The sequence below is a fragment of the Sediminitomix flava genome (assembly GCF_003149185.1).
In the GTDB taxonomy this organism is placed as follows: domain Bacteria; phylum Bacteroidota; class Bacteroidia; order Cytophagales; family Flammeovirgaceae; genus Sediminitomix; species Sediminitomix flava.
In genome coordinates this window covers 1-25784 of record NZ_QGDO01000008.1, presented here as the reverse complement: position 1 = coordinate 25784, position 25784 = coordinate 1, and the positions used below count along the sequence as shown (strand labels likewise).

Genomic DNA, 25784 nt, shown 5'->3' with positions numbered 1-25784 from the left:
TACTTGAACCTATGTTCATTTAAGTAGTTTATTTCGTTTAAAAAGATACAATATGAATCATTAGGGTTACTTAAATACAGAAATCTCTAATTAGGGTTCGATGAATAGATCTTTTCATCAATACCAAAATTCAGAGGTTTTTCATAAGAAGTTGATAATTGAAACTTATCAAAAGCAAATCCATCCTCACGCATTGAGAACTGAATGCTATGCACTCCTTTTTCCTTTATCTCCAAAAAGATTTTTTCAGCTTCCCCACAATGATGTTCTTTTGTTCTTTGCTTAGACTCCCAAGTCCACTCATTTTTACCTTTACACCATTGCATTCTTTTTCCTGATTCAGGCCATTCACCATCTAATCCGACATGAATTCCATTATCTTCTGTACCTGTTGAAAAAGCTCTGACCCAAACATAATATTTGCCTGGTGTATTGAAATAGATTTGATATTCCACTACTGCTATTCCAGGAGTTCCACTAAAGTTTTCTCCTTTCACCAACTTATCTGCATGAGTTCGTCTTGTATCTGGCAAAAGTTCAATAAAGGTTGCCGCACAAGCGGTAGCATACTCCCCTTTATCTCCATCCTGATCGGCATATTTATACTGATCACTATCTATCACTACCCATTCTCTATGTTGATTTTGAGTCTGTTTATAGAAATGCTCTGCTTCAACAGACACACAGCCATTTTCTTCAAGAAAAATCTTATCCCTTTCTTGGGCATTTAAGTATGAAAATGTAAAAACAGAGTAGATAATTAAAATGAATTTCAACTTTTTTATTTTCATAGTTTCTAAGTCTTTATGAATGCATAATAAGGTCTTTATAACATTTACATATCATTCTTTCATCTATATAAATTGCCTGTTTGAGTAAGAAATGAAACAAAAACCTGAAGCCCTAAATCAACCATATCGGCTTAAATCTTAATCTCAATGAAAAGCTAAATGTTTATCCTTTAACTAACATCAATAAGTTAATTTCAGCTATTTCTTATGTAAAAACGCTCAATAAACTCAACAGGATTCTATACATAAAAAAATCTGAGATGAAAAAAGTCATGGAGCTAGCTTAAAAGCTCCATGACTGATCAAATTTATTCTTTGACGAGTTTAAAGGTTTCTGAATTCACCTTCAGAATGTAAATGCCCTCTTTAAGACTACTTACATTCACGGATGAGCCTTTTTGTTGGACTTTCAGTTTTCCGTCAAGACTGTAGATATTTACCATATCATCAAAAGTAGCTCCAAAAACATACACAACATCCTTAGTAGGGTTAGGTCCTATCTTTAATTCTGGTTTAGCCTCAATGAATGTACTTGCAATCCTAGAATTGTTACTGACTTGAATATATGTCCATTGGGTATTATCACCAGTCCAACTTGTTGGACCTATTCTCATGTTCGTCACTCCATCGCTACCTACATGTAGCCATTGGGTGTGTGCTCTATTTTCCAATCGATTCCAAGTCGCATCCACCGAAATCCATTTCCATTGCACATCATTTGACGTATTCGTAGCATCAAACATTGCAAGATTAATTCCATCTGAACTGCCTAATTTTCTTCCAGAACCTTTCAAAATCAAATAGAAGTATCCATTGTTTGTTGACACTTGTTCCCATTGTACCCAATCACCCGTATTTCCTGTTCCCTTAGTCGTTACACCTCCACTATCTGTCAGACGCATCCCGCTTGCCTTATGATCGATATAAAGAACGCTCGTACCCACATTTGGTGTGCTCTCTGTAAACTCAATCCAATTGATATTCCATCCGCCTCCAGTAGCTAGGATTCGTAATGTTTGCGTTCCCGCAGAAAGATTTACGGTTGTTGTTTCTGTTTTCCAAACTTGCCATCCTCCTGTAGTTGCTGCATTTGCTGAAGTGAGTACATTGTTTCCTTCTTTTAAGTCAAATTTAATTGCGCTACTTTGCGAGGCTACTCGATAGGCAAAATCATAAGTACCCGCTGTTGGTACATCTACATCAAATTCAATGTAATCTCCTGTTGCAATCCAACCTACATAATCTCCACCACCTGCATCCGATGTCCCTGCGGTTTGAATTCCACTTTGATTATCATAATCTTCCGCTTCTATTTTAGCTGGCAAAACCACGCCTGTAGCAGTACAACTTGGTGTATTTGCCGTAGGTTGGTTCGACACTGCCACTGCAACTCCAGCAACCATTGGGCGAACTTGATATACATAAGAAGTATTTGCTACCGCACTACCATCGGTATAAGAAGTGGCATTAGCACTAACATCGGTAAGGGTAGTAAAAGTACTTTCTCCACTTACTTTTCTACGAATACGATAAGCATCTTCGCCATTGGTATCTGACCACGAAAGTGTGACCGAATTACATGAAATATTACTCAGCGCAAGGTCTGAAATATCTTCTGGATCGTTACCCGTTGGTGGTGTAGACGAACAGCTAAAACTAACATTTGTAGCATTTGAAATACTGAAATTCCCTGCGGAAGACTTATTGCCATCATCAATACAAGTCCCGTTCATTTCCAAATTATTGATCCGAACATTATCTACCTTATGGTTTGCATCGTAGCCTGCTATGCGGTTGATTACCCCCGAACTTGTCTTTGCGGAAATATTATTAAACTCTATATCATTGATGTAATGCGGTGTTTTGGGAGCGAGATTAAATAATACTTTAACCTCTGTATCTACATTGATATTGGTAAAAATCCAATCGGTTTGCGTACCCGTACCACTAGTGGTAGAGCTACCTCTTGCATTAAAAACACCTTGGTTTTGTCCATCTCCTGGCCATTGTCCATGAATGATATCTACGTTGGAAACCCTTACATTTTTTGCAGAAACTGAATTCCAACACCATTGGAAGCAAGCACCATTTACCAAGTGCCACATAACGATATTATCTACTGTCTGATTATCCCTATAAAGTTTAATTCCATCATCATCGGCCCATACAAAACTGTTGGTGATTTCTGTATTTGTATAGCCGACCAATCCATCATTGTTAAAATTCCACCCTCCAATGGTCTTAATCCAATCCATTTTATTATCGGTTCCCAAAAGACGGACAAAAAATGCCCCTGCCTGTGAGAATGTAATTCCTTCCACTGTAACACCACTAACTGTAGTTGTACTTTCCATCCCGTGTGTTTTCAGTGAGGTCCAAGGATAATAGAGTCCTCCACCATCAACAATTCCTCTTCCATGTACGAGTGTATTATCATTATTTGCATCCATCAAGTGAATCGCTCCACGTACCACAGCACCTCCAGCAATATAAATTTCTTTGATATTGGTCGGTACTTGCCAAGTATTAATCGGATGAAATTCATCTTTGAAATGAACGGCGGTATAGCCCGAAAGATTATTTAAGTCAGATTGATTACAAGGGTCACAAACTTTGACATCAGAGCCTGTTGGCGCTGACCTTGTCTCTAATGGGTCTGCAAAAATCATTAGGCCATTTTCATAGCCATCTGTACCAAATTCAACAGAATATTGCCCTGCCTCTGTGATTGTGAATTCCAAAGTTGTGTTGTTGATTTTGACAGGTGTAATCCCTTTACTTTTCGGTAAAATACTGGCTGAAGGATATGTTACCTTATTTTGCCCCGACTTCAATTGAACTCTAACCGTTACAGCTCCTGAAAAGGAAAAATTGGTCCAAGAAATTGAGTTATTTAGAATCGATTGAGCACGACTGTTATTATCGGCATTCGATTCGCTCATGTATACAATGGTGTTATAAGTATTCCCATTTTGTTTTACAGTTACAGTATAATAATCTGAAGTTGGTAGATACTGATCTGAGTGATTACTGGGATAGGTAATTACAGTTGCATTTGCCTGAAAAATAGCAAACACAAAGACAAAACAGAGTAGTAGAACTTGTTTCATGTGCTAACTTTTTAATAGTTTAAAATTGTAGAGAAAAACCAAGCCTTATAAAAAGGCTTAGTTTTAGATATGTGTGTTTATTGATTATTCTTTGATGAGACGGAGTGAATGTTCTTCAATCTGAACGATGTAAAGTCCTCTTTTTAATGAGCTAATGTCAACCAATTTACCTTTTGACTTTAATAGATGTTTTCCTTCTAAGCTGTAGATATTGATTTCTGTTTGAGTTTTAGCTCCAATGATATACAATAAATCACCAGCAGGGTTAGGTGCTATTCTAAATCCTGTCTCGATAGCGAATTCTTCAGATTTTCGGCTGTTACTTGAAACCGAAGTATACTTCCATTGTGTATTATCTCCTGTCCAAGATAATGGTCCAATTCTCATATTGGAAATACCATCGGGCTTCACATGTAACCATTGGGTATGGGCTTTATTTTCTAATCTACTCCAAGTGTTATCCACCCTAATCCATTTCCATTGAACTAGATCAGAAGTATTTGAAGCCTCAAACATTGAAACATTTTCACCGTCAGAACTTCCTAATTTTTCACCCGTTGCTCTGAGCACTAAATAGAAATAGTCATTGCTTGTTGGCACTTGTTCCCATTGTACCCAATTTCCTGTATTCCCGACTCCCTTAGTTGTTACGCCATTACTATCCGTCAAGCGTTTGCCACTTGATTTATGATCGATATACAAAAAGCTTGAAGTTGGAATAACACAGTTTGAGGTATTTACACTTGGGTTGTTGGAGACTTTTTTCGTGGTACCATCATAAGGTCTTACTTGATAGATGTAATTGTTATTTTCTTGTACATCTGTATCCGTAAAGGAATTCTGCACAACCGTTCCTAGATTTGTATAAGTTGTAGCTCCATTTGCTTTTCTTCTTACAATGTATTGTGTGGCACAAGGGATTGCTGACCAAGAAAGTTGTATTTCAGAACAGGAATTGACCGTAGCACTGAGGTCTGTGATATCTTGAATTCCATTACAAGGAGAAGGACTTTCCTCTCCTGTATATTCTGTAGGAGCTGTGCCATTTCCAGTTTGTCCATAACCTTTCACCACAGAAAGTTGATTCCCTTCTTGCAACATTTGTGAAATTTCTGAGCGAAGCGAAGTTACTGTAGCGGAGTTTTCGGTATATCCATTTTGTCCATAAAGATTAGTCCATTCATAAGGGTCGTTTTCTATATCATAGAGCTGACTATTATTTCCATTATCAATCAATCTCCATTTGTTCGTTTTGACAATTTGTGTCCCACTATACGACATAAAAATAGGCTTATCCCAAGCATTATCATTTACATCTCGTAATAGCGGAGATATGTCATTTCCTTGAATATCTGACTTCTCTTCGATTCCACATAAAGCAACTAATGTTGGATATAAATCTTGTAAACTCACTACTTTCGTACACTTCTTTCCATTGTCTGCTGCACTCGGATCGTAGATGATCATAGTGGTTCGATGTGCGATATCAAAGACTGCATGTTTACTAAAACGATCTTTTTCACCCAAATGCCAACCATGATCACCAATAAAAACCACAATTGTATTATTCTTATGCACACTATTTTCTAAGGCATCAAGCATGATTCCAACATTGTAATCGGCATAAGCCATATTTGCCAGATAAGCACGTAAAGCATCTTTGTATTTTCCATCAGCCTGTACTTGTTCATATGTTTCTCTACCATTATAATTTGTAGGAACATCTTCGTCATCATTGGCTAAATATCCTTTCGGATAAGGCAAGTTATTAGGCGAAAACATATCGAAGAATTGCTTATGAGCATTCCAAGGCAAATGTGGCCTGAAAAGACCTACGGCTGCAAAAAAGGGTTTATTTCCTTGGTAACTTTGAATCCAATTTGCCGTGGCATTCGCAAGTTTGGTATCATTTGCATCTTCAAGCTTAAACTCTCCTGCACTCCATTTGAACAAGGCATCTGTTGGAGATGCCCACTGATAAGATGCTCCTCCAGGACTTCCCGTACCCTTTTTATACAACTCATCCCAATTGTTCGGATCAGCCTTTTCGTTATTCATATTTCCAGGGTGATAAAGCTTTCCACCTCCAAATAAATGATAGCCCTCGCGTTGGAAGTGCTCATTCATGGTAATCACCTTTTCAAAACCTGAAATATCACGGATGTATCCGCCACTATTATTGTCAATTCCTGAGGTAGACGGTCGAATACCCGACCAAATAGCATTTCGAGAAGGATTACAAACAGGGGAAGAAGCATGTGCATCTGTGAAAAGAACGCCTTTGTCTGCGAGTGCATCCAAATTTGGTGTGATAGCATCAGGATAATAACCAGTTTTATTTAACCAGTTATTAAAGTCATCAGCCATGATAAATAGCACATTTTTTTGCTGTGCATTTGCTGTATTGCTTACTGCAAAGCTGAAAAACAGTAATAGAATAATTTGCATTCTACTACCCTTCTGAGGTAAAGAATTAAGCATTTAGTATTGTGATCATATTCACTATTTCACTAGTGATCGTACCATATTTTAGACAGCATCCCTGTCTAATTGGGAGGAGGCTTTTTGGGTTTCTCTTTCGCTTTTTGAGAAAGATTAAAAGCTGTCAGTAGTGATGTAATAATCAGCTTTCAAGTGTCAATATTACTATTCATATGAAGATTTAATAATCCTTTTGTTTCAAAATTTTGTCTTTATGATACTTCTAATCACTATGGACAATAAGATTATTCTTATCAGTTTTGAGTTTTAATACATACTTAAAAGCCTAATAAGAATACACAACATCATATTGGGTAAAAGGCTACACCTTCATCGGTTTTTAGTCCTAAATTTGATTCAAAAAAAATACCGCCTGTCAAAATGACGAGGCGGTATCTGTAACGTTTACAAAAGGGAAAACCTTTTTTATCTACTTTATCTACCGATTGGTATTTACTTCAAAGAGGCTAAATATGCTCTTACCTCTTGCGCAACATAAGTTGCTGTGAAACCAAATTTTTCATCTAAAACACTTGCCGGAGCTGAATAACCAAAGTGATTTAAGCCACAAACTTTTCCTTGATCTCCTACCAATTCTAAAAGAGTAACAGGTAAACCTGCTGTTAGCCCAAATTTTGGAACTGAAGCAGGGAGTACTTCTTCTTGGTATGCTTTTTCTTGTTTTCTAAACAGACCTTCTGAAGGCACTGAAACAATACGAACTTTTAATTCTTCGAGAAGTTCTGCTCCTGCAACCAATGTTGAAACTTCAGAACCACTTGCCACTAAAATAATATCAGGATTTTCTACATCTTTAACGATATATCCACCTTTTTCAGCACTTTTTGAAGCTTCATACCTTGTTCCAGTTTCCAATGGAAGTGCTTTGATATTCTGTCTTGATAACACAAGTGCCGAAGGAGTTTTCACATTTTTCAATGCCATTTCCCAAGCTACGGTTGTTTCATCTGCATCTGCAGGACGAAGGGCCAACATCGAGTTTTCTCCATTATGATTTTGCAAACGCTCCATCAAACGAATTTGCGCTTCATGTTCCACAGGTTGGTGCGTTGGTCCATCCTCTCCTACACGGAAAGCATCGTGTGTCCAAACATACTTTACAGGTAATTCCATTAAAGCAGAAAGACGATAAGCAGGTTTCATATAATCGGAGAACACAAAGAATGTTCCGACGACCGGAATAACACCACCGTGCAATGCCATACCATTAGCTAAACAGGCCATAGTCAACTCAGAAACTCCAGCTTGTAAGAAACCACCGCCATAGTTTTCTTTCGTAATCACTGTTGTCTTTTTCAAGAAGCCATCTGTTTTATCTGAATTGCTCAAGTCCGCTGATGAAACAATCATATTTTCTACTTTTTCAGCAAAAACGGAAAGTACTTTTGAAGATGCAGCTCTTGTTGCTACTCCTTCTTGTTGTTCAATCTGAGAGAAATCTACATTCTCAATCGTCTTCATTTCATAAAAATCCGATAGCTTTTTTGCCAATTCTGGATTTTCCTCTGCCCAAACAGCAGCATCTAGCTTTTTCTTTTGTGCATAAGATTGATTGAATTCTCGTACATCTTCATAAAGTGCTGCTACTTCTGGAAAAATTTGGAATGGATTTTCTGCATCTCCTCCCAAGTTTTCAACGGTTTTCACAAAAGACGCACCTGCACCAGTAAGTGGTTGACCATGAGTAGATGTCATTGCCTCATAAGACTCACCTTTTTCACCTAAGGCTCCTTTACCCATTACTGTATTTCCAATAATTAGAGTTGGTTTTTCAGTTTCATCATGAGCCTGATACAAAGCTTTTCGAATTTGCTCATGATCATTTCCATCAATCACAATCACATTCCAACCCCAAGCTTCATATTTCGCTTTTGTATCTTCATTTGTGACCTCATCTACCGTCGTAGAAAGTTGGATTTGGTTAGCATCATAGAACATGATCAAATTGCTTAATCCCAAGAACCCAGCAATGCGACCTGCACCTTGAGAAATTTCTTCTTGGATACCACCATCTGAAATATAAGCATAAGTTTTATGCGACATCCATTCACCAAACTTTGCTGCCAAGAATCGTTCTGCAATTGCTGCACCAACTCCCATCGCATGTCCTTGCCCTAAAGGTCCAGATGTATTTTCAACTCCTCTCAAGACATCAACCTCAGGATGACCTGGTGTAGGACTTCCCCACTGTCTGAAATTACTCAATTCCTCCATAGAGTACTTGTCTTGCATAGCCAAAACACTGTACAACATTGGAGACATATGACCTGGGTCTAAAAAGAAACGATCTCGGTTGATCCAAGTCGGGTCTTTCGGATCATATTTTAAGAATTCGCTGTAGAGGACATGGATAAAGTCAGCTCCACCCATTGCTCCACCAGGATGCCCCGATTTAGCTTTTTCAACCATTGCAGCAGATAATATTCTGATATTATTTGCTGCCTTCTGTGATACAGATATATCTTCTAATAAATTATTTTCCATGAGATTGATGTTTTTTAAAAAAAAGAAGGCGGTGAAAAGTATCTCACCGCTTCAATAGTTATGTTAAAAAGAATCTATGCTTCTTGTACTACTTGTTCATTTACTTTGGCATGATCTGCCAAAAACTTTTCTAGTCCGCTATCGGTAAGTGGGTGTTTTAATAACTGTAAGAATACTGACAATGGCGAAGTAGCCACATCTGCACCTAACTTAGCACAATCCAATAAGTGCGTTGAATGTCTTACTGAAGCACAAAGGATTTCCGTACCTAAATCATAATTGTCAAAGATCGTTTTGATTTCCTCAATCAAACCTACTCCCGACATGCTAATATCATCTAATCTTCCTAAGAAAGGAGAAACGTAAGTTGCACCAGCTTTGGCAGCTAATAATGCTTGACCTGCTGAAAAAATTAATGTACAGTTTGTACGAATACCTTTGTCTGTAAAATATCGAATAGCTTTAATCCCATCTTTTATAACAGGAAGTTTCAATACAATTTTTGGATCAATTGCCGCCAATTTTTCACCTTCCTCTATCATCTCATCATAAGTAGTAGAAATAATTTCGGCACTTACTTTGTCATCTACAATATCACAGATTGCTTTGTAATGCGCCATCACATTTTCTTCACCTGCAATACCTTCTTTTGCCATTAAAGATGGATTTGTTGTAACGCCATCAAGTACACCTAGGTTATACGCCGCTTGAATTTCTTCCAAGTTTGCTGTATCTACAAAAAATTTCATCGTTCTATTTTTCAGATTAGAATTTACCACAAATTAAACACGCACCAATACCACCTGAGGAATGATATATCGACTTGTTCAAATATATACAGCCCACTTTAGCTGAATTGATCTATTTTATTCTGAAAAATGCTTTTTTGGTTTACTAAGAATGAATTGTACTGAAAGTACTTTTCGAAGTTCATTACGATCAATTTCAAAACCTAACAATATTTTATTTCTCGAAAAGAAATACTCAATAGCATTAAAAGGTCAAAAGAAAGAATCTTCATTTTCATACTATCAAGACTAAAATTTTAAATGAAATCTGAATGAAAAATGGAATTATTAAGATGAATCAGAATGATAAATTGAAGTAAACATTAGCCTTAGTTTCCACAGTAATTGCCGAAATGACCTTTTAGTGATTCATGACAAAAAGATGGTATATCTATTCTAGTTTACTTAGCCGATAACATTTAAGTTAAGCTTAAAAATAAAGAGATAGCTATGAGGTTAATTTTACTTTTTCTAATATCAACCTGTGCATTATTTGCTCAAGCACAAGAAATTGTCACTTACGATTGGCCAACTGAAGAAGGTGAGGCTTTATTATCTGATAAATATGCAGTCAGAATTATTCAAGGTTCAGAGGTAATCGCATCTCAAGTGATCATGTCAGAATCAAAAGATATCGAGATTCCTAATTTTGCTGCAGAATTTAGAGGCGGACGTACTTTTAACTGGACTGAATTTTCATCTGATTTTTCTCAACCCGTACAAATTGAAGTAGAAAAACTCTTTGGAGATGGTTCGTCAGATATTGAGATTGTTCCTTCGCCATTCGACATTGAATTTGAACGTTCAACAGATGGAAAAACCATTACATTTGAACTTGAGAAAGCTGACTATATTTCTATAAATTTCAAATCTGCTGATAACCAACATACAAGTGACGGAGTGGTCAAACATATGCTTATGATCTTTGGAGAACCCTTGGAAACTAATGTACCTGATAAAAATGATGCTTCCGTTCATGTTTATAGTGAGCAATCAAGTATTGAAGAAATGACTCAGGCAAGCACCATATATTTTCCGAAAGGATATCACGATCTAAGAGCACAATTTTCAAGCACAGTCGGTAACCTAGCAGAAGTAATGGCAGATAACAAACAAGTTTACTTTGAAGGGGGAGCTTATGTTCATGGCCGTATTTACGGAAATAAGGTCAACAACGTAAAAATATTTGGTAGAGGAGTTTTGACAGGAAGAGATTTCAAATGGTCTAAAAACTTAGCTAATAATGGTGGAATTTTGGGTGTTGATTCCTTTGAGCCACTAGAGTCTCATATTGGACTTGGTGGAAATAACAACTCCATAGAGGGTATCATCGTTTGTGATGGAGCTAGCCATGGTGTAAATATGGGGTCAGGAAAAGCAAATTACTACCGTATGAAATACTGGGCTTGGCACCCCAATAACGATGGTGCAAGACCTTGGGGGGAAGACAATACCGTTGATCACTGCTTTTTCAGAGCTTGTGATGATGTATTCTACAATAAGGGACTAACGATCACAAATAATGTAATTTGGCAAGGTTTCAATGGTTCGATTATGTGTTTGGGCTGGGATGGCGGCTACCATACCGAAAACTCTACAATGACGAATAATTACATTATTTATCCAGAGTGGAGGAATATTGGAAACAATAATGGTATCGTTATGTCTCAGATAGATTTTGATATGAATGGTTCTAATGTTAGAATCAAAAATCTATGGGTTGATGGAAATATCCCTGCCTTGGTTAATCTACATAACAATTCAAGAAAGATAGATGTGGGCAACTATGAGCTTCCTACGGATTTCACCAATGAAGTTGGTAGCGTAGATGGTATCTTTATGGAAAACATCTATGTATCAGGTCAGCAAGTCATTTTCGATGGAAACGGATATCAGCAAACTCCTAGAGCTATGAAGTCGCTTATTGAAGGTTCAAAGCTTTCAAACGGAGATGTATATTGGATGAAGAACATCACGTTTAAAAATGTCTTTATTGACAACCAATGTATTAAAGAAGAAGACAAAGAAACTTACTTCAATATAGATGATGAAACTACTCAAAACATTCAAATCTTTGGCTGTGACCCTGGTTTTGCCTGTGGTCTTGAGCAAGTGAAATTCTACTACAATGTGAATAATTCTGGCGCACAAGTAGCTGATGTGATTAATGTAAACGAAGGTGATAATCTGCAGCTGTGGTTGAATGGTGACGCTTGGAATTACGAATGGTCAAATGGTACAAACATGTACCAAACCTCTGGCTTTGAAGTGCTAGAACTAAATAACATTGACCTTTCAATGGCTGGAGAATATACTGTACAATATAATTCTGAGGATGAGTGTAGTGGCGAATTTACCTTTACTATAAATGTAAGTGAGAGAATTACAAGCAATGATTTAAAAACTGAACAAGGCTTTAAATTATACCCAAATCCATCTGATGATTTTATTCATATAACTACAAAAGATGGAAATAAAGGTATCATACATATTTTTGATACTCTGGGGCAGAAAGTAGGAAGTTTTGAAAATCAATCTTCAATTCCTGTGAACCAGTTAAAGCCAGGATTGTATTTTTTATGTATGGAAGGTATTGGTTGTACTTCCTTTATTAAAAGATAATAATCATAGAATTATTACAAATACCAAAAATGAGCCATTCTAAATAGAGATTTAGGATGGCTCATTTTCTTTCTTTGCGGTTACCTTGGAGACTTAAAAAATATCTTCAAACAATTGACTAAATATTGCTTTAAAAAATATCAGTACCGAAGAGTTGTCGATATCTATTTTCAAATGAGTAGTTTTTTAAACTGACTTTAAAAGTTATCAAAAAACTGAGGGTAGACTGCAATTGATATTTCTAGGAAATTCATATTTTTAGAAATACAAAAGCAAAGCTTAAACGATCTACTTTGAGGGATAACTTGCCTTATTGTCTTTTGTCAATTGTTTAAAAATCTCTATTTCAGATTGGCTATATGGAGAACCATCCATTCTAAATATATCGTGAAACCAAACTTCTGGCTCAGGAAACTCCTCACCCTTTTTCACAATATTTCCTACTTCGCGCTCATGTACTACGCTACGTTTTTTACCTTCTGCATCTTTTCTACTTTTCCAATCCCAAATCGTTCCAGACTTGCCCGATACAAAGCCCCAATTAATAGCTCCAACATTTAGCTCTTTCATTACAGGCAGACAATCTTCCACAGTACTATTACGTGTTCGAGCTAGCCACTCTGTCACAATCACAGGACGTCCGTCTTTTTGATACTCTTTCACTCTAGCACGAACTCCCTTTGGAGGCCCGTATGTATGAATGGAATGCAAATCTGAATTAATACGATTTATTCTAATATTTATTTGCCCAATACTCCCCGCAGTAGTAGACATTATAGGTTGCGATGGATTTATCGCTCTTGCCCAAACCCAAGAATCATAGACTAATTGTTTTGATTGATCTCCAATCGCACTACGGACTTTTACTTTTGCCATATCGCCTTCTTCTCCTGTTCCTCTTCCAGGTTCGTTATATAATTCCCACATCACTACTCGATTGTCATCTTTAAATCGTGACATAGTTCTTTGAACATAATTCTTTAGATGAGCTTTTTCTACCTCACTCACCTCTCCAATAGCATAACGATGTGCTAACTCACGAGAAGGACAATTTACCCATCCAGAGTTATGATATGCTTTGACGGGTTCGGGTTGTTTACCTAAACTTGGATTGGGGAAATGACAATCGTCAAAGAAGACAAAAAATGCACGTATTTTATGCTTTTCGCAGATAGTTAAAAAATCATCCATTCGCTGGTAGAAAGCTTGTTCATCGGCTGCCCAAACTAAATCATGCAAATACACTCTTAATGTATTCATACCTATTTCCTCAGCCCAAGCAAGCTCTTTATCTATTTGTTTAGGGTCCCAAGTGGATTCCTGCCACATTTCTATCTGATTAATTGCAGTTGCAGGATAATAATTACAGCCAACCATCCAAGGCTGATCTGCATACCATTTATTGATACGTTCTTTTGACCACCTTCCTAATACAGGTATTGAATCATTAACGCCCATTTGAGCAAAAAGCTGAAATGGTAAACAGGATAAAACTAGTGCTAATATATAATTTCTCATTTGTGCTATTATTAGTTAAAAAACACTCTCAAAAACTTCAAGAAGAATACTAATGTGATCTTGATAGAGAGTCGATCTTATTCAACTAATTAAAGAAGATATATAACTGATTAAAACATCAAACGATAGAAAAGGATAAGAAAGAAAATCAAAAAAATGAATGAGCATAAAATTGGTCCCGAACCCTTAAAATATGGATAAATTATACAATGTTAACCTCCTGTGTTTTAAAGCGTAATGGTAAATATTACAATTTTTGAAAATATATTTATCGCAACTCAAATACTGTCATAACCTACTTTATCACTATTCAGAAGTAAAAGGATTATGGGACTACATTTATCTTTACTTTCTTTTAGTTTAGGCCTGAAAACAGAAAAACCACTTAGTCATTTAATTGACTAAGTGGTTTATATCCCTTCTTTATTACAGCCACAATTATTTCAAGTTTTAAAACTTAAATATAATTACTGTCTACATCTCTTTATTTGGTTAAAGAGGTTACTACTGTTTGTGATTTTGTTTGAGAGATAATATTTACGATTAAACGTTCTAATGATTATCCCTTTACTGTTAACTGTAATTTTATTCAAGTTTTTTAAGTCTATTGTTACTGTGTCCCCGCTAGATAAAATGTGGTATAGCTTGTTATCTACTAATTCATAATAAGAACCTGATAGTTCATTTATTGTATTCTTAACGTCATTTACAACAAAGAAAGTTGAAATTGACAAAGCAATCAATAATCCTGTAACTATAAGGATAGTATTAGTTTCAAAATCTATAAGAAGAGTAATACAGACGTACAGGAAATATCCAATTACGAGAATCAATACTAAAATCTTTTTTGGCAATTGTTGATAAACAATTCTCTTTGCTTCACTCTTTTTTATCTTATACTGTTCCATCAATCAAAATTTTCAATAGACCACCTATATTTGAATTCTAGATATGATTTAAAATACTCCAAATATGATTCTCGAGAGTTCTCAACTTATAATTGTAGCTAACGACTGGATATCACGTAAGGCTTGTTGCGACGTATGGATGTTTACATTATTGACCTTAAAATACTAAATTTATATGATTAAGGATAAGAAGAAGCTTCATCAGCATAGCTGAGAGGTGCAATATGCATTTTGTCACCAATATTATTTTACTGTTAGGATTTGACTTGGACGCTGAGCATTAAGAGTCTTGATATTTCCATTCTTAAAGAACTCCATATTTTTAGGAATACTTTCTATTTGATAAGATTTCAACTTCTTTGAAGAGAACTGATTATATACTCTAAAGTGTAAAATTTCTTTATCAATAAAGTCCTTTTGTCTCAAGAAATCTTTCCATTTACCTGATTCCTCATCTAAAGATAAAGCAATTACTTTTTTATTTTCATTGGCAAGTTTTTCTGCTAATCCTTTCAAATAAGGAAACTCCTTTATACAAGGTTTACACCAAGTCGCCCAGTATTCAATGTAGTATTCGTCTTCCTTCCCATTTTTCAGTAAATTAAAAAAGTCTATAATTTCACCATCGGGAGACTCTAGAAGAATTGTATTTTCACTTTCGGTAAGCCTGTTTTTTTCCTCAAATTCGGTAAGAAAAGTAGAATCACTAAACATTTCTTTATGCTCAGCTAGTGTTCTAAACAAATCAGCGTTCTTGTCTTCAACCATATCATTGATCAAAATCCTACTGAGAAGACATTTTGTTTTTTCAGGAATGGAATCATTCAATCTAAGGTTTTCGAAGACTTGCCTGTAATGAGGGGTAATACTATTCGATTTTCTAATATGAACAATATTGTCCCGCTTATATTCAATGATTGCCAAATACAATTGAAAGAATTGATTATAGGATGGATAATCAATCAGACTATCATTAAAAATTGGATATATGTCTCTAGCTGTAAGTCCTTGATCAAGACGAGAATTATGCATCAAGCGAATATAATATGTATCTAGTTTCAGTATCTGCTTAAAATATTCTTGATATACTAATGATCGATTAGACTGTTCTAAAGAAGTAGTTTGTAAAGCTTTAAAGTACTTTTCTTTGAAAGATTGATGCTGTCTGACAAGTGTATCTACATCATAGAATGCCTTGTTCTCAAATATAGAATGATATTTCTCTTTGGATTCTTTATATAAGTAATATTTGGCAGTATTATACTCTGATTTTAAGATTGTTTGAGGTTCAAAAAGGTGTGTATTTACTTCTATTGTAGTGCGTATATCTTTTCTGAAATTATACAGTTTGGTAAAATCATCACTTATAGAGCTTTCAAGTACTGGATAACCAATGCTGTCGTAAAAAATATTCACCGTATCTCCTGCCTTGATCAAAAAGTGGATATCTTCAATCGCTTTGTAACGGTGTATGATTTCTAAAAACTCATCATTACGGGAGTCAATAACCAAGGTATCTACTGTTTGATTGGGTATAAAAGATTTAAAGTCATTTTGCTTTTGATCTTTATAAAGAACCAAACCTAAAGGCAAAACACTGCCGAGTCTTCCCCCATTCTTTTCTAACTGAACATGAGAGTCATATTTTGCATCATGAAAAACAAAAACGGTATTATCTGTATTTTTAAGTTTTTGGGTACGTTCACTTTCTTTCAATGAACAAGAACAAAAAATTACAAATAGTAAAAAGTATCTCATTTAATTTTATAGTTATTGGTAACGATTCGGGCATGGTTTCACAGGTAGATTGCGTCTCTTCTGCCTGCGTTTTGGCAAAAGTTTTTATAATTCACTAATATATTCATCGTACCCACTTTTATCCAGCACATCTTCAATATTTAGTTCATAAATATCTTTCCAGCTATTCTCACCATGATTTTCAACATATTTTTCAACAATTCTAAAACCTAGCCAATACGCTAAACCTTGAGGAGCATCAGGAAAAAGTTTGAGTTTATCGTTTCGTAAGATTGGATTATCCCCACTTTCGTCGTCGAAATATTCTTGTAATTTTTCAAAAATTGCTTTCTCATTTTGAACAAACCAATTCCAATCACTTTCACTCATATTAGAAACAGCTTCATATTTAGTCATTTCACCTTCAAAAAATTTCCATGCAAAATAGCAAGCAAAACCTTCATCTAGAACTTGTCCTAAAGCTGTTTGAAATTTAGGATCATCACCTCTCAATGGTTCATAAGCTAAATGATTTAATTCATGAGGTAAACCTTTTTCAATCAGATAAGCTATTTCATAATCTGTATTATTGAGTTCTATACAAAATTGATCCTTATTACAACCTCCAAAACCTATACCTATCAATGGTGTAAATAAAATTCCGATTGTAGACTCTACCTTATATGGAACCAAATCATTGAACTTTTTCAAATTTGTTTTTAGCAATGAATCTAATTTAAGCTCTATTAAAACTTTAGCTCTTTCATCAAACATGCTTTTATTTTCAGGATAAAGTGTTCTATTCCATGCGATCATCCCTTTGGTTGTTTGGAACTTATGACTATTTTCTTCTCCGAAAATCATCCCATAACAATTGTCCCAAAAGGCTTGATGACTTAGATAAACTTTGTCTGTAATCAGAGTACTATCATACCCAGATTGATGAGCTAAAATCTGATTTTTAAATAGATTTTTGATTGTAATACCTTCTACTTGAACGCTGTCTGGGATCTCATTAATCTGGTCAAAATACCCCAATTGTGTTTTCATTTCATTTGTTTTTACGTTGTTAGTACATTTTGAAAAAAGTAGTACTGACATAAGTAAAAAAATGTAAATATATTTGTACATAAGTTATAGGTAGTTTTTAAAGTTTATTTATTCTTGCCAACGATACGGTCATGGTATCGCAGGCGGATTGCGTCGCATAGCTGCCTATCAAATATGCCCCTTGTTATCATTTTTTTCGTACTAATGAATTAATTAATTTATATGCTTCTTCATAATTACATATATCTTTTATTAGAATACCATTCCTACCATCACCACTCCCTGGTGTTTCTAAAAATATGGTACCTAATTTAAATAATTTTTGAATTATACCTTTTCTAAGGTGTACCTCTATTACTTTATTATATTCAATAGAACTATAATTTTCAGTTATAAAACTCTCACAATACTCTATTTCATTCTCCTTGATTCTGTAAGTTGTATTACTATATATTAGGTAGTTGTAAAGGAGTATAATTAATGGTCTAATTATAAAAACTGGTATTGCTAAAAGTGAGTAGAAAATATAGACTCCCTCAATTCTTGAAAAGAAAATATTAATTGAAAAGTACTCATCAACAGATATTCCTCCTAATTTCATATATAATACAGTCCCCCACACAATACTGATAATTAGAGTAAAAAATAGAGATTCTAGATGAAAAATGTTAGTAGTTAATTGGTGAAGAAAATTATATTGAGGGTGAAGAATTAAAAAAATATTATTCGAATTTTCTTTAAAGGAAAGATCTTGTTCGATATTTTTCTTATTTCTTGCAATTAATTCTGCCCCACAATTAGAACAAAAATTGGCACTTCCATATTCTATTTTATGACTGCAATTTGAACAATAATTCATTTATGTGACATTAATTAATGATAACTGTAAATTGTATGAGTTGTCGCAGATTGCGCTGTAGTTTCCTTTCAAACTTCTACCATGTTTGAGCGGGCTACAAACCTTGATATTTAGCACTTTGTCTGACATTACTTATAAAAAATGGTGTAGTGCGTTTTTATTCATTTTCCAATATTGAAGCTTCCCAACCTATTATAGCTTTCTTTCTTGTCGGATTCCAATGATAGCCACCTATATTTCCCGATTTTTGAATTACTCTATGACATGGAATCAGGTAGGCTATCGGATTGTTTCCTATTGCCGTTCCCACTGCTCTCGATGCTTTTGGATGCTGAATCGTTTCTGCTATTTCTCCATAAGTAGAGAGATTTCCATAAGGAATTGATAACAATGCTTCCCAAACTTTCAATTGAAATTTTGTTCCTTTCAAATGTAATTTTATTTCACTAAGATTAGTCCAGTCATTACTGAAAATAAATAAAGCGTCTTGTTGAAATTTATCTACTTTTTGATTGAATGTTGCATTCGGGAAAATGTCTTGTAATTCCTTGAATGCTAATACATTATTCTCGCTAAATGCCATATGGCAGATTCCTTTGTTGGTGGCTGCTACTATGATTTCGCCAAAAGGAGTTTCTGCAAAACTATAATTGATTATCAGACTTGAACCGCCATTTTTATATTCTCCAGGAGTCATGCCCTCAATCGTTACAAACATGTCGTGAAGCCTTCCTGTTCCAGATAAGCCCATTTCGAAAGCCGTATCAAATAGGTTGCTTTCTTTTTTCCTGAGCAAACTCTTTGCATAACTTGAACTGATAAATTTCAAATATTTTTTCGGACTAATTCCTACCCATTCCTTGAATAGACGCTGAAAATGAAAAGGGCTTAAATTTACATGTTCAGCTATTGTGTCTAAAGATGGTTGCACTTTATGGTTATCATCTATAAATGCAATAGCTTCTGCAATTTTATTATATTGATGTGTTTTATTGTCCAACATAGCTTATAACTTCATCATTTAGTTCATCAACCAATTCATCGATTTCCTTTTCAGTAGTATTATAGTTTGTAATACAAGCCCTAAAAGTAGGTATTCCTTTTATAGGGTAAACAGACAACCATGATTTACCTTTTGCTAAAATCTTATCCAATATTTCTTTTGTGAAATTTGTATCTGTTTCAAAATCTGCTTTTGTAAAACACACAACCGGCAAACCTGTATAGTTTTTTATAAGCCAACCACTTTTTAATAACTTATTTCTCAAATACTGCCCCATCTCTGCCTGATGATTGATGGTTTGTTCATATCCCTGCCAACCATAGAATAGTAGTGAAAGATATATTTTTAAACCAATGAATCGCCTCGACCATTGTATAGAATGTGTAAAGGGTTCGGTAATCGTGAGTTTATCAGCCTCTTTAGGCATATATTCTGTTGAAATTCTGAACGTTTTTCCGAGAATATCATTTTTCGATGTCAAAAATATACTTGTTCCCATTGGAACTGACATCCATTTATGAGCATCAAAAGTAATAGAATCAGACTTTTCAATGCCTGTTAATTGGTGCTTCAAATCCTGGCTTAAAATTGCTCCGCCTCCATAAGCTGCATCAACATGAAACCAAATGTTGTTCTTTTTGCAAATGAAACTTAGTTGATTCAGTTCGTCAATTGTACCTGTGCCAGTAGTTCCTGCAGTTCCAATAATCATTAATGGCGAATAAACTGATAAGTCAAGTTCATTTAGTTTTTGCTGTAAAATCTCTGTGTCCAGCTTTAATTCATCTGTAACTGGTATTGATTCTACAAGACTGTACCCAATCCCAACAACTTTTGCTGCTTTTTGAATAGAGTGGTGAGCCTCTGCTGAACAAAAAACAACAGGCTTTTTGTCCAAACCAAATGCTCCATCTTTAGCAAAGTTTGGGTATTTATGGTTCAAAGCACAGAGCATAGCTGTAAGATTGGCTTCAGCTCCTCCAGTTGTAAAAACACCATCTGCATTTCCATCGTATCCAAATTTATTTGCAAATTCCCTAATTATTAACTCCTCAACTTCAACGGCAAAAGGGGCATGGCTCCAAGCAGCTAATTGAGGGTTATAAGTAGCTGTGATTAAGTCAGCAATGATTCCTGCATAATTAGAACGTGGATTGAACAGTCCAAAATACTTAGGATGCGGTGTATGAACTGAAAAGGTCTCAAGTCCTTTTATCACATGCTCGATTGCTTTATCTGGGCTAATGCCATTAGCTAATTCTTTGGTAAGTATAGATTCTCTGATTTCTTTTATGTTCAAATCAGGATTGGTTTTAAAATCTTTTGTTGAGCTATAATAGTTCTCCAACTTTTCAGATACTGTTTTGAGTATTTCTTTTCTCTGTTTATTGTCAAAATCAAATTGCATATTAATTCTTTTTAAATGTTTTGACAAAATTCTCAATTCTCAAAACGTAATGAAACCCGATTCTTGCGGTTTTTCAAATGCCCTATAACGAATCGGGCATGGTAATGCACTTAGGTCGTGTTGACGGTTAGTGCGGTGTTAACTATGCCCCTTGTTAGTGGCTTTTTTTAATTTTTTTTAATCCAATCCATTCATGTTCAATGTCTCTCATTAATAAGGCATTGTCGAACTCCACGGAACCTTTAGGGAAAATCTTCTCATTCTCAAAAAAGCTCGATCTAACTTCCTTTACATCTAACAAAGATACTTTCCAATTGTAGGCTTTGAGTTCTAATCCATCAAATTCACTTTTATCGGGAGAATAACCAACTGAACCACTTTCAAAAAATTCAGATACAGATTCCAAATTTTCAAAGACACTTTCTTGGTTCCAACTAACCGTCTCGTTAGCTTCTATTGATAAAGAGGTTCCATCATCACTTATAAAACCCACTTTATAACTACCATTAATTTCTTTAACAGAAAAATCTGCTAAGTGATGAATTCCAGGAAAAATCGTTCCTCCAGCAAGTGAGTTCAATTTGGAAGAAGTATCTCTCCTTGGAATATAAACCCCTTCTTTTAATTTATTATTTTCGATCCATTCAACAGCTATTCTGTGTGCTCCATTTTCAGATGAAATTCCGATTTGCTTAGGTAGACCTTTTGGTCTTATTTCTTTTAATCTAATCAAACAAATACCTGCGATACCCTTTCCATTGATTAATTTAGGTTTGAATGGCTCAGGTAAAAAACTAGCTAGGACATCCTTATCAACTCGATAATTAATTAGAATTCGCCTATCTATTATTCCTTTAATCTTTGGTATCATCATCTTAATTTATTGCCACTAACGACATGGGCATGGTCATCGCAGGCAGATTGCGTCGCATCTGACCTGTGTGCTATGCCCCTTGTTACAGATCGGTTTTATTGTTTAATCGCCATAAATCGGCAAACTATTTCTTCATATTCTGCAGACGTTTTTCTTACGATTTCGCTACGCTCTGCAATTTTTCTATACGCATTTTGTCCGCTAATATTCCGCTAAACGTTCTAATCAAATTTTATCGCCAACTTTTCGATTCCATTTAAGTTACTCAAAATTACGTTCTTCAATAATTCTCAAATCTTGTCAGAGATAAAATCGAATTGGTAGATAGAATCACAAGAAAAAATAAATCTAAAAAGTCCATTCTTCGAGTTTCCTATATCGAAAGTTAGCTCAAGATACGCAAATTTTTATCCGCTACTTCCCCGCTCTGCACACGCTAACACAATGAGCTGTAACGACTCGGGCATGGTGTCGCAGGCGGGTTGCGTCGCACCCGACCTGTGTAATATGCCCCTTGTTGTGTTTATTTTTATTTTAACTCGGCCAATTTATTGTATTATCATCTATAAAATCAGGTCCCCATTGTATTTGACTAACACAGTCTTCATCAAACCAAAAGTTTATTCCTAGTGAGCCTGAAAAAAGTAATTCATGTGTAGGTTTTTCTTTTGAGTTCCAATTTTCATATTGAAGATCATTTATATTTACGACTCCTAATTTATATCTAAGCTCGTCTTTTGATAAACCTATTGGAATAAAATCTTTAAATCTATAAAGTTTAGATTCCACAGCTATTGTTCCAAGTCGCCAATTATCCTCCTCATCAAAATTAAGTGATAACCCTAAGTCATTATAATACCAAGTTTCAGTTAAATTGGCTTTATCATCTGAGTATGAATATTGTTTTATTTCACTAGGAATTCCAAGTATTACTTCAATTTCATCTCTACTAAAACCAAATTTTAAAACTTCCAATCCTTGACCTTCTTCGATTTGGAAAATTTCTGATTTATCACTTTTCATATATTAAACACAACGACCCGGGCATGGTATCGCAGGCAGGTTGCGTCGCATAGCTGCCTGTGGAATATGCCCCTTGTTGCCAACCGTTTTATTAATTTAAAATGTAAAAAATGCCCGTTATTGTTCCTAGAGCATATTGTAATGTTACTATTTTCAAATAAGGCTCTATTATTAATCCTTTCTTTTGAATCCCTATTATTAGCATAAAACCCAAAATCAAGACTATGAAATTCAACGGATAAATGAATTCTGTACTTTCTAAAATTAAGACCGATATAAAACGTGAAAGGATTGTCAAAGACATTAAAATACTCATTAATTTGAGCCTTGAATCTCTTTTCTTTTGAGTATCTACTACCATCTGAATTAATATTAGAACATGAACTACATTGACAATTGCCATTAAAAGTGTGTTATCAACTAATTTTAATAAATCGAGTAATTCACCTATAAATCCTAAAATTAAGAGTAATAGTAAGGCTATAATATACTTTCTATTCTCTTCTATTATCAGATATATGGTGTAAAAAATCAATAGACTTAATTGAATCAATCCTGTGAATATCAGCAATGAATCATAGCCTGAACTTAAAGTCCAATTCAAAAATCTATGACAAAATCCTATTGTAAGAATTATAAATACTAGATAGAATTCTTTTTTCATCTATTATGGGTGGCAACGATTCGGGCATGGTATCGCACTTAGGTCGTGTTGATGGTGAGTGCGGTGTGAACTATGCCCTTTGATAGCAATTTTTTTTTAATCGGTTGCTTCTAATTTTTCAATCGCAGAATCTAGCCAATTTGAATACCACTCAAAGTAGTCTTTTGATTCTAGTTTAGTTGAACAGTCTCCTAACATTACCCAAACTTGTCCATAATAATCTCCTTTGACTATTAAATATGATGCAATTCCACATCCATGTTCAGCAATAATAATCGAACCCTCTGAAATTGGAAATTCGTCATCATCATCATTACAAAAAGTCAATTCTCCATTGAACGGTGCGCCATAGTTTTCTGCTGTTCCGAAACCTATTTCAAGTATGAATGATCTAAACTCTTTAGGTATAGATATTGAATTTACTTTCTCAAAATTTTGAATTTCGGTTTCTGAGATAGTTTTAAATCCGTATTTCCATCTTTTGGAACCAAATAAACTATTTGAAGAATCTATTTCTCTTAATCTATCAAGTCTATTTATGAAGCTTTTTATCATAACATATTATTGCTAACGCCCCGAGCATGGTATCGCAGGCAGATTGCGTCGCAGGCTGCCTGTGGGCTATGCTCTTTGTTAGGCTGCGTTTTAATTTTTCTACTGATTTTTTATAATTGTTTTTCTAACTTGTCAGAACATCTATTCTTCTTAATGCTCAACCTCCAGGCTTATCAAATGTTTCTTTGCCCATTCTAAAAGAGTTTCGCCACCTTTTCCATCAATATCCAAGAACTCCTCAACATCTTCACAATCTTTCCAATCATTCTTATCCAAATAATTAAGTCTGTCTGCTAATTCTTTACCAAAAACGACTTCAGTTTCTTCAATTGGAGGAATTAAGCTTTCCCACTCAACATAACATATCCAAAGCCAATTTCTGTAATAAGTCTTGTCATCCTGTTTAAATTTAGAAAATGCATCATCCCAGTAATTGGGGGGAGTAATAATTCCATATTTCTCTTCCACATATCTTGCTACTAAAAACAATTTATCACTTATCTTGACTTTATTATTATCAATCCTGTTTTTGGATTTAATATCTAGTTTAACCATCTTTTGATTTAATGCAGCCTAACGACTCGGGCATGGTGTCGCAGGCGGATTGCGTCGCATACCTAACTGTGCAATATGCCCCTTGTTGTAGCCAGTTTTTTTATTTTTTCAAATAGTGATACCACCTAAGTCTATATGTCATGGACTCAAAAATCAAGTTCAATTTTGAATAGTACTTATCTGTTTCCCAAACAGTATTTCTTGATAGACAATCCCCTCTTCCAGAATTAGACTTAATCTTTTGTGGTTCTTCATCTTGAATTGTTGGTTCTCCCAATTTTTCAACCAAAGCTAATTTGATTCGATCATACTCAGTGTCATATTCTTCTAACTTTTTACTTTCCTCTTTCCACACTTCTTGTTTTCTAGAGAAATCTCCGTACATCTCTTTTTCCCAATCATAACTTATATATCTGATCATTGAGTCAGATTCAGAATAGAAGTATTGGGTATAGAGTGGTAAAAAACCAGCATTTTCGCGTTTGAAAATTATCGGTTTTGCAATTTTGTATTCATCAATCAACGGATATATACTCTTTGAAAGAAAGATATTCATTTCAAGAATCTGATTTTCTTCGCTCAAAGAGTTTTCAAAACCAATAATCTCAGTCACAGTTGCCTGTTCTGTCCAAATGTCAATTTTATTCATACTTACATTACAACTTGATAAAAATATCAAAGTCAATGTCAGAATTGTTACTGTTAGTTTTCTCATCTGTTGATTAATTGGCTACAACGACCCGGGCATGGTATCGCAGGCAGGTTGCGTCGCAAGACTGCCTGTGGAATATGCCCCTTGTTGGCGTTTGTTTTTACTCCTTTATTAATTAAATATTCACTTCCCATGCGTTAATCTCACGATTTCGCAAGTTTTATCACATATAATAATCAAAAATGTTCCTCCACGTTTTTGTTTCGGAATAGTGCCCTTTATTATCCAATATCCATCCAATTGAAATGCATCATATGGTCTTTGATCTTGAATCTGATTAACGCCATAAACTTTCATTAGAATCATTTCAGCGAAAGAGATAGCTATCTCTTCTGTGTCCAGAATCGATTCAAGTCCTATAGAATTATGCTGTTTTTTGTCATCTAATGCATTTTGTAAATAAACTCTAGCTTGACTTTCAGTCATTCTATATCGATCTAAATCTTGTGCAATTGTACCGAATGAAATAAAGAAAAAGAACGTAATGAAAAGGATTCTATTTAGCATATATTATTCTAATGAACGCCAACGACTCGGGCATGGTGTCGCAGGCGGATTGCGTCGCATGACGACTGTGCAATATGCCCCTTGTTGTGAGTAGTTTTATTTTCTTTCCTTAAG

At 34.9% G+C, this 25784-nt stretch carries 19 protein-coding genes; 1 reads left to right on the top strand and 18 read right to left on the bottom strand.

From position 1 onward, the window contains the following. Positions 1-86: 86 nt before the first annotated feature. The 5 genes from BC781_RS21940 to fsa all read right to left on the bottom strand — a co-directional run bounded on the left by BC781_RS21940 (position 87) and on the right by fsa (position 9636). The gene (locus tag BC781_RS21940) at positions 87-791 is read right to left on the bottom strand and encodes a hypothetical protein (protein ID WP_158281555.1); all 705 of its coding nucleotides are present in this window, start codon (positions 789-791) and stop codon (positions 87-89) included. A gap of 308 nt (positions 792-1099) precedes the next feature. Next, the gene (locus BC781_RS21935) at positions 1100-3901 is read right to left on the bottom strand and encodes a carbohydrate-binding protein (RefSeq protein WP_109621996.1); all 2802 of its coding nucleotides are present in this window, start codon (positions 3899-3901) and stop codon (positions 1100-1102) included. 84 nt (positions 3902-3985) lie between these two features. Beyond that, a complete protein-coding gene (locus BC781_RS21930; protein ID WP_158281554.1) occupies positions 3986-6349 on the bottom strand; it encodes a sulfatase-like hydrolase/transferase in 2364 nt (787 codons plus the stop codon). Positions 6350-6835: 486 nt separating this feature from the next. Beyond that, positions 6836-8887 (bottom strand): transketolase family protein, encoded by a 2052-nt coding sequence (locus BC781_RS21925; protein WP_109621992.1) that lies wholly within the window; start codon positions 8885-8887, stop codon positions 6836-6838. Positions 8888-8961: 74 nt separating this feature from the next. Further along, positions 8962-9636, bottom strand: a complete 675-nt coding sequence (gene fsa, locus BC781_RS21920) for a fructose-6-phosphate aldolase (RefSeq protein ID WP_109621991.1) — start codon at positions 9634-9636, stop codon at positions 8962-8964. A gap of 489 nt (positions 9637-10125) precedes the next feature. On the opposite strand from fsa, the gene BC781_RS21915 reads away from it, so the two are divergent. Next, positions 10126-12297 carry a T9SS type A sorting domain-containing protein gene (locus BC781_RS21915; RefSeq protein WP_109621989.1) on the top strand — a complete coding sequence of 724 codons (2172 nt, stop codon included), beginning with the start codon at positions 10126-10128 and terminating at the stop codon, positions 12295-12297. A gap of 288 nt (positions 12298-12585) precedes the next feature. Here the strand turns inward: BC781_RS21915 and BC781_RS21910 are convergent, their stop codons facing one another. The 13 genes from BC781_RS21910 to BC781_RS21845 all read right to left on the bottom strand — a co-directional run bounded on the left by BC781_RS21910 (position 12586) and on the right by BC781_RS21845 (position 25670). Next, a complete protein-coding gene (locus BC781_RS21910; RefSeq protein WP_109621987.1) occupies positions 12586-13815 on the bottom strand; it encodes a cellulase family glycosylhydrolase in 1230 nt (409 codons plus the stop codon). 1151 nt (positions 13816-14966) lie between these two features. After that, positions 14967-16481: a TlpA family protein disulfide reductase gene (locus BC781_RS21900; RefSeq protein WP_109621982.1), complete on the bottom strand. Its 1515-nt coding sequence runs from the start codon at positions 16479-16481 to the stop codon at positions 14967-14969. Between the two features lie 84 nt (positions 16482-16565). Continuing rightward, a complete protein-coding gene (locus BC781_RS21895) occupies positions 16566-17510 on the bottom strand; it encodes a gliding motility protein GldB-related protein (RefSeq protein ID WP_211323931.1) in 945 nt (314 codons plus the stop codon). 187 nt (positions 17511-17697) lie between these two features. Next, entirely contained in the window at positions 17698-18111 is a 414-nt protein-coding gene (locus BC781_RS25550) for a PH domain-containing protein (RefSeq protein WP_158281553.1), read from the bottom strand. 415 nt (positions 18112-18526) lie between these two features. Further along, a complete protein-coding gene (locus BC781_RS21885) occupies positions 18527-19372 on the bottom strand; it encodes a bifunctional helix-turn-helix domain-containing protein/methylated-DNA--[protein]-cysteine S-methyltransferase (RefSeq protein ID WP_109621977.1) in 846 nt (281 codons plus the stop codon). Continuing rightward, a complete protein-coding gene (locus BC781_RS21880; protein WP_109621975.1) occupies positions 19359-20780 on the bottom strand; it encodes a pyridoxal phosphate-dependent decarboxylase family protein in 1422 nt (473 codons plus the stop codon). The genes BC781_RS21885 and BC781_RS21880 overlap by 14 nt, the downstream gene beginning before the upstream one ends. 154 nt (positions 20781-20934) lie before the next feature. Continuing rightward, positions 20935-21654, bottom strand: a complete 720-nt coding sequence (locus BC781_RS21875; RefSeq protein ID WP_109621973.1) for a DUF2071 domain-containing protein — start codon at positions 21652-21654, stop codon at positions 20935-20937. 534 nt (positions 21655-22188) lie between these two features. Continuing rightward, positions 22189-22677, bottom strand: coding sequence for a hypothetical protein (locus BC781_RS21870; RefSeq protein ID WP_109621970.1), 489 nt, complete (start codon positions 22675-22677; stop codon positions 22189-22191). Between the two features lie 91 nt (positions 22678-22768). Continuing rightward, positions 22769-23341, bottom strand: a complete 573-nt coding sequence (locus BC781_RS21865) for a hypothetical protein (RefSeq protein ID WP_109621968.1) — start codon at positions 23339-23341, stop codon at positions 22769-22771. Positions 23342-23437: 96 nt separating this feature from the next. Then, positions 23438-23896, bottom strand: coding sequence for an SMI1/KNR4 family protein (locus tag BC781_RS21860; protein WP_109621966.1), 459 nt, complete (start codon positions 23894-23896; stop codon positions 23438-23440). Positions 23897-24046: 150 nt separating this feature from the next. Continuing rightward, on the bottom strand, positions 24047-24451 hold the full coding sequence (locus tag BC781_RS21855) for a hypothetical protein (RefSeq protein WP_109621964.1): 405 nt from the start codon (positions 24449-24451) through the stop codon (positions 24047-24049). Positions 24452-24551: 100 nt separating this feature from the next. Continuing rightward, positions 24552-25166, bottom strand: coding sequence for a hypothetical protein (locus BC781_RS21850; RefSeq protein ID WP_109621961.1), 615 nt, complete (start codon positions 25164-25166; stop codon positions 24552-24554). Between the two features lie 120 nt (positions 25167-25286). Continuing rightward, on the bottom strand, positions 25287-25670 hold the full coding sequence (locus tag BC781_RS21845; RefSeq protein ID WP_109621959.1) for an NTF2 fold immunity protein: 384 nt from the start codon (positions 25668-25670) through the stop codon (positions 25287-25289). Positions 25671-25784: the final 114 nt, after the last annotated feature.

Coding starts and splice junctions, on each gene's coding strand:
- BC781_RS21940 (WP_158281555.1), bottom strand. CDS start 791: ATGAAAATAAAAAAGTTGAAATTCATTTTAATTATCTACTCTGTTTTT.
- BC781_RS21935 (WP_109621996.1), bottom strand. CDS start 3,901: ATGAAACAAGTTCTACTACTCTGTTTTGTCTTTGTGTTTGCTATTTTT.
- BC781_RS21930 (WP_158281554.1), bottom strand. CDS start 6,349: ATGCAAATTATTCTATTACTGTTTTTCAGCTTTGCAGTAAGCAATACA.
- BC781_RS21925 (WP_109621992.1), bottom strand. CDS start 8,887: ATGGAAAATAATTTATTAGAAGATATATCTGTATCACAGAAGGCAGCA.
- fsa (WP_109621991.1), bottom strand. CDS start 9,636: ATGAAATTTTTTGTAGATACAGCAAACTTGGAAGAAATTCAAGCGGCG.
- BC781_RS21915 (WP_109621989.1), top strand. CDS start 10,126: ATGAGGTTAATTTTACTTTTTCTAATATCAACCTGTGCATTATTTGCT.
- BC781_RS21910 (WP_109621987.1), bottom strand. CDS start 13,815: ATGAGAAATTATATATTAGCACTAGTTTTATCCTGTTTACCATTTCAG.
- BC781_RS21900 (WP_109621982.1), bottom strand. CDS start 16,481: ATGAGATACTTTTTACTATTTGTAATTTTTTGTTCTTGTTCATTGAAA.
- BC781_RS21895 (WP_211323931.1), bottom strand. CDS start 17,510: ATGAAAACACAATTGGGGTATTTTGACCAGATTAATGAGATCCCAGAC.
- BC781_RS25550 (WP_158281553.1), bottom strand. CDS start 18,111: ATGAAATTAGGAGGAATATCTGTTGATGAGTACTTTTCAATTAATATT.
- BC781_RS21885 (WP_109621977.1), bottom strand. CDS start 19,372: ATGTTGGACAATAAAACACATCAATATAATAAAATTGCAGAAGCTATT.
- BC781_RS21880 (WP_109621975.1), bottom strand. CDS start 20,780: ATGCAATTTGATTTTGACAATAAACAGAGAAAAGAAATACTCAAAACA.
- BC781_RS21875 (WP_109621973.1), bottom strand. CDS start 21,654: ATGATGATACCAAAGATTAAAGGAATAATAGATAGGCGAATTCTAATT.
- BC781_RS21870 (WP_109621970.1), bottom strand. CDS start 22,677: ATGAAAAGTGATAAATCAGAAATTTTCCAAATCGAAGAAGGTCAAGGA.
- BC781_RS21865 (WP_109621968.1), bottom strand. CDS start 23,341: ATGAAAAAAGAATTCTATCTAGTATTTATAATTCTTACAATAGGATTT.
- BC781_RS21860 (WP_109621966.1), bottom strand. CDS start 23,896: ATGATAAAAAGCTTCATAAATAGACTTGATAGATTAAGAGAAATAGAT.
- BC781_RS21855 (WP_109621964.1), bottom strand. CDS start 24,451: ATGGTTAAACTAGATATTAAATCCAAAAACAGGATTGATAATAATAAA.
- BC781_RS21850 (WP_109621961.1), bottom strand. CDS start 25,166: ATGAGAAAACTAACAGTAACAATTCTGACATTGACTTTGATATTTTTA.
- BC781_RS21845 (WP_109621959.1), bottom strand. CDS start 25,670: ATGCTAAATAGAATCCTTTTCATTACGTTCTTTTTCTTTATTTCATTC.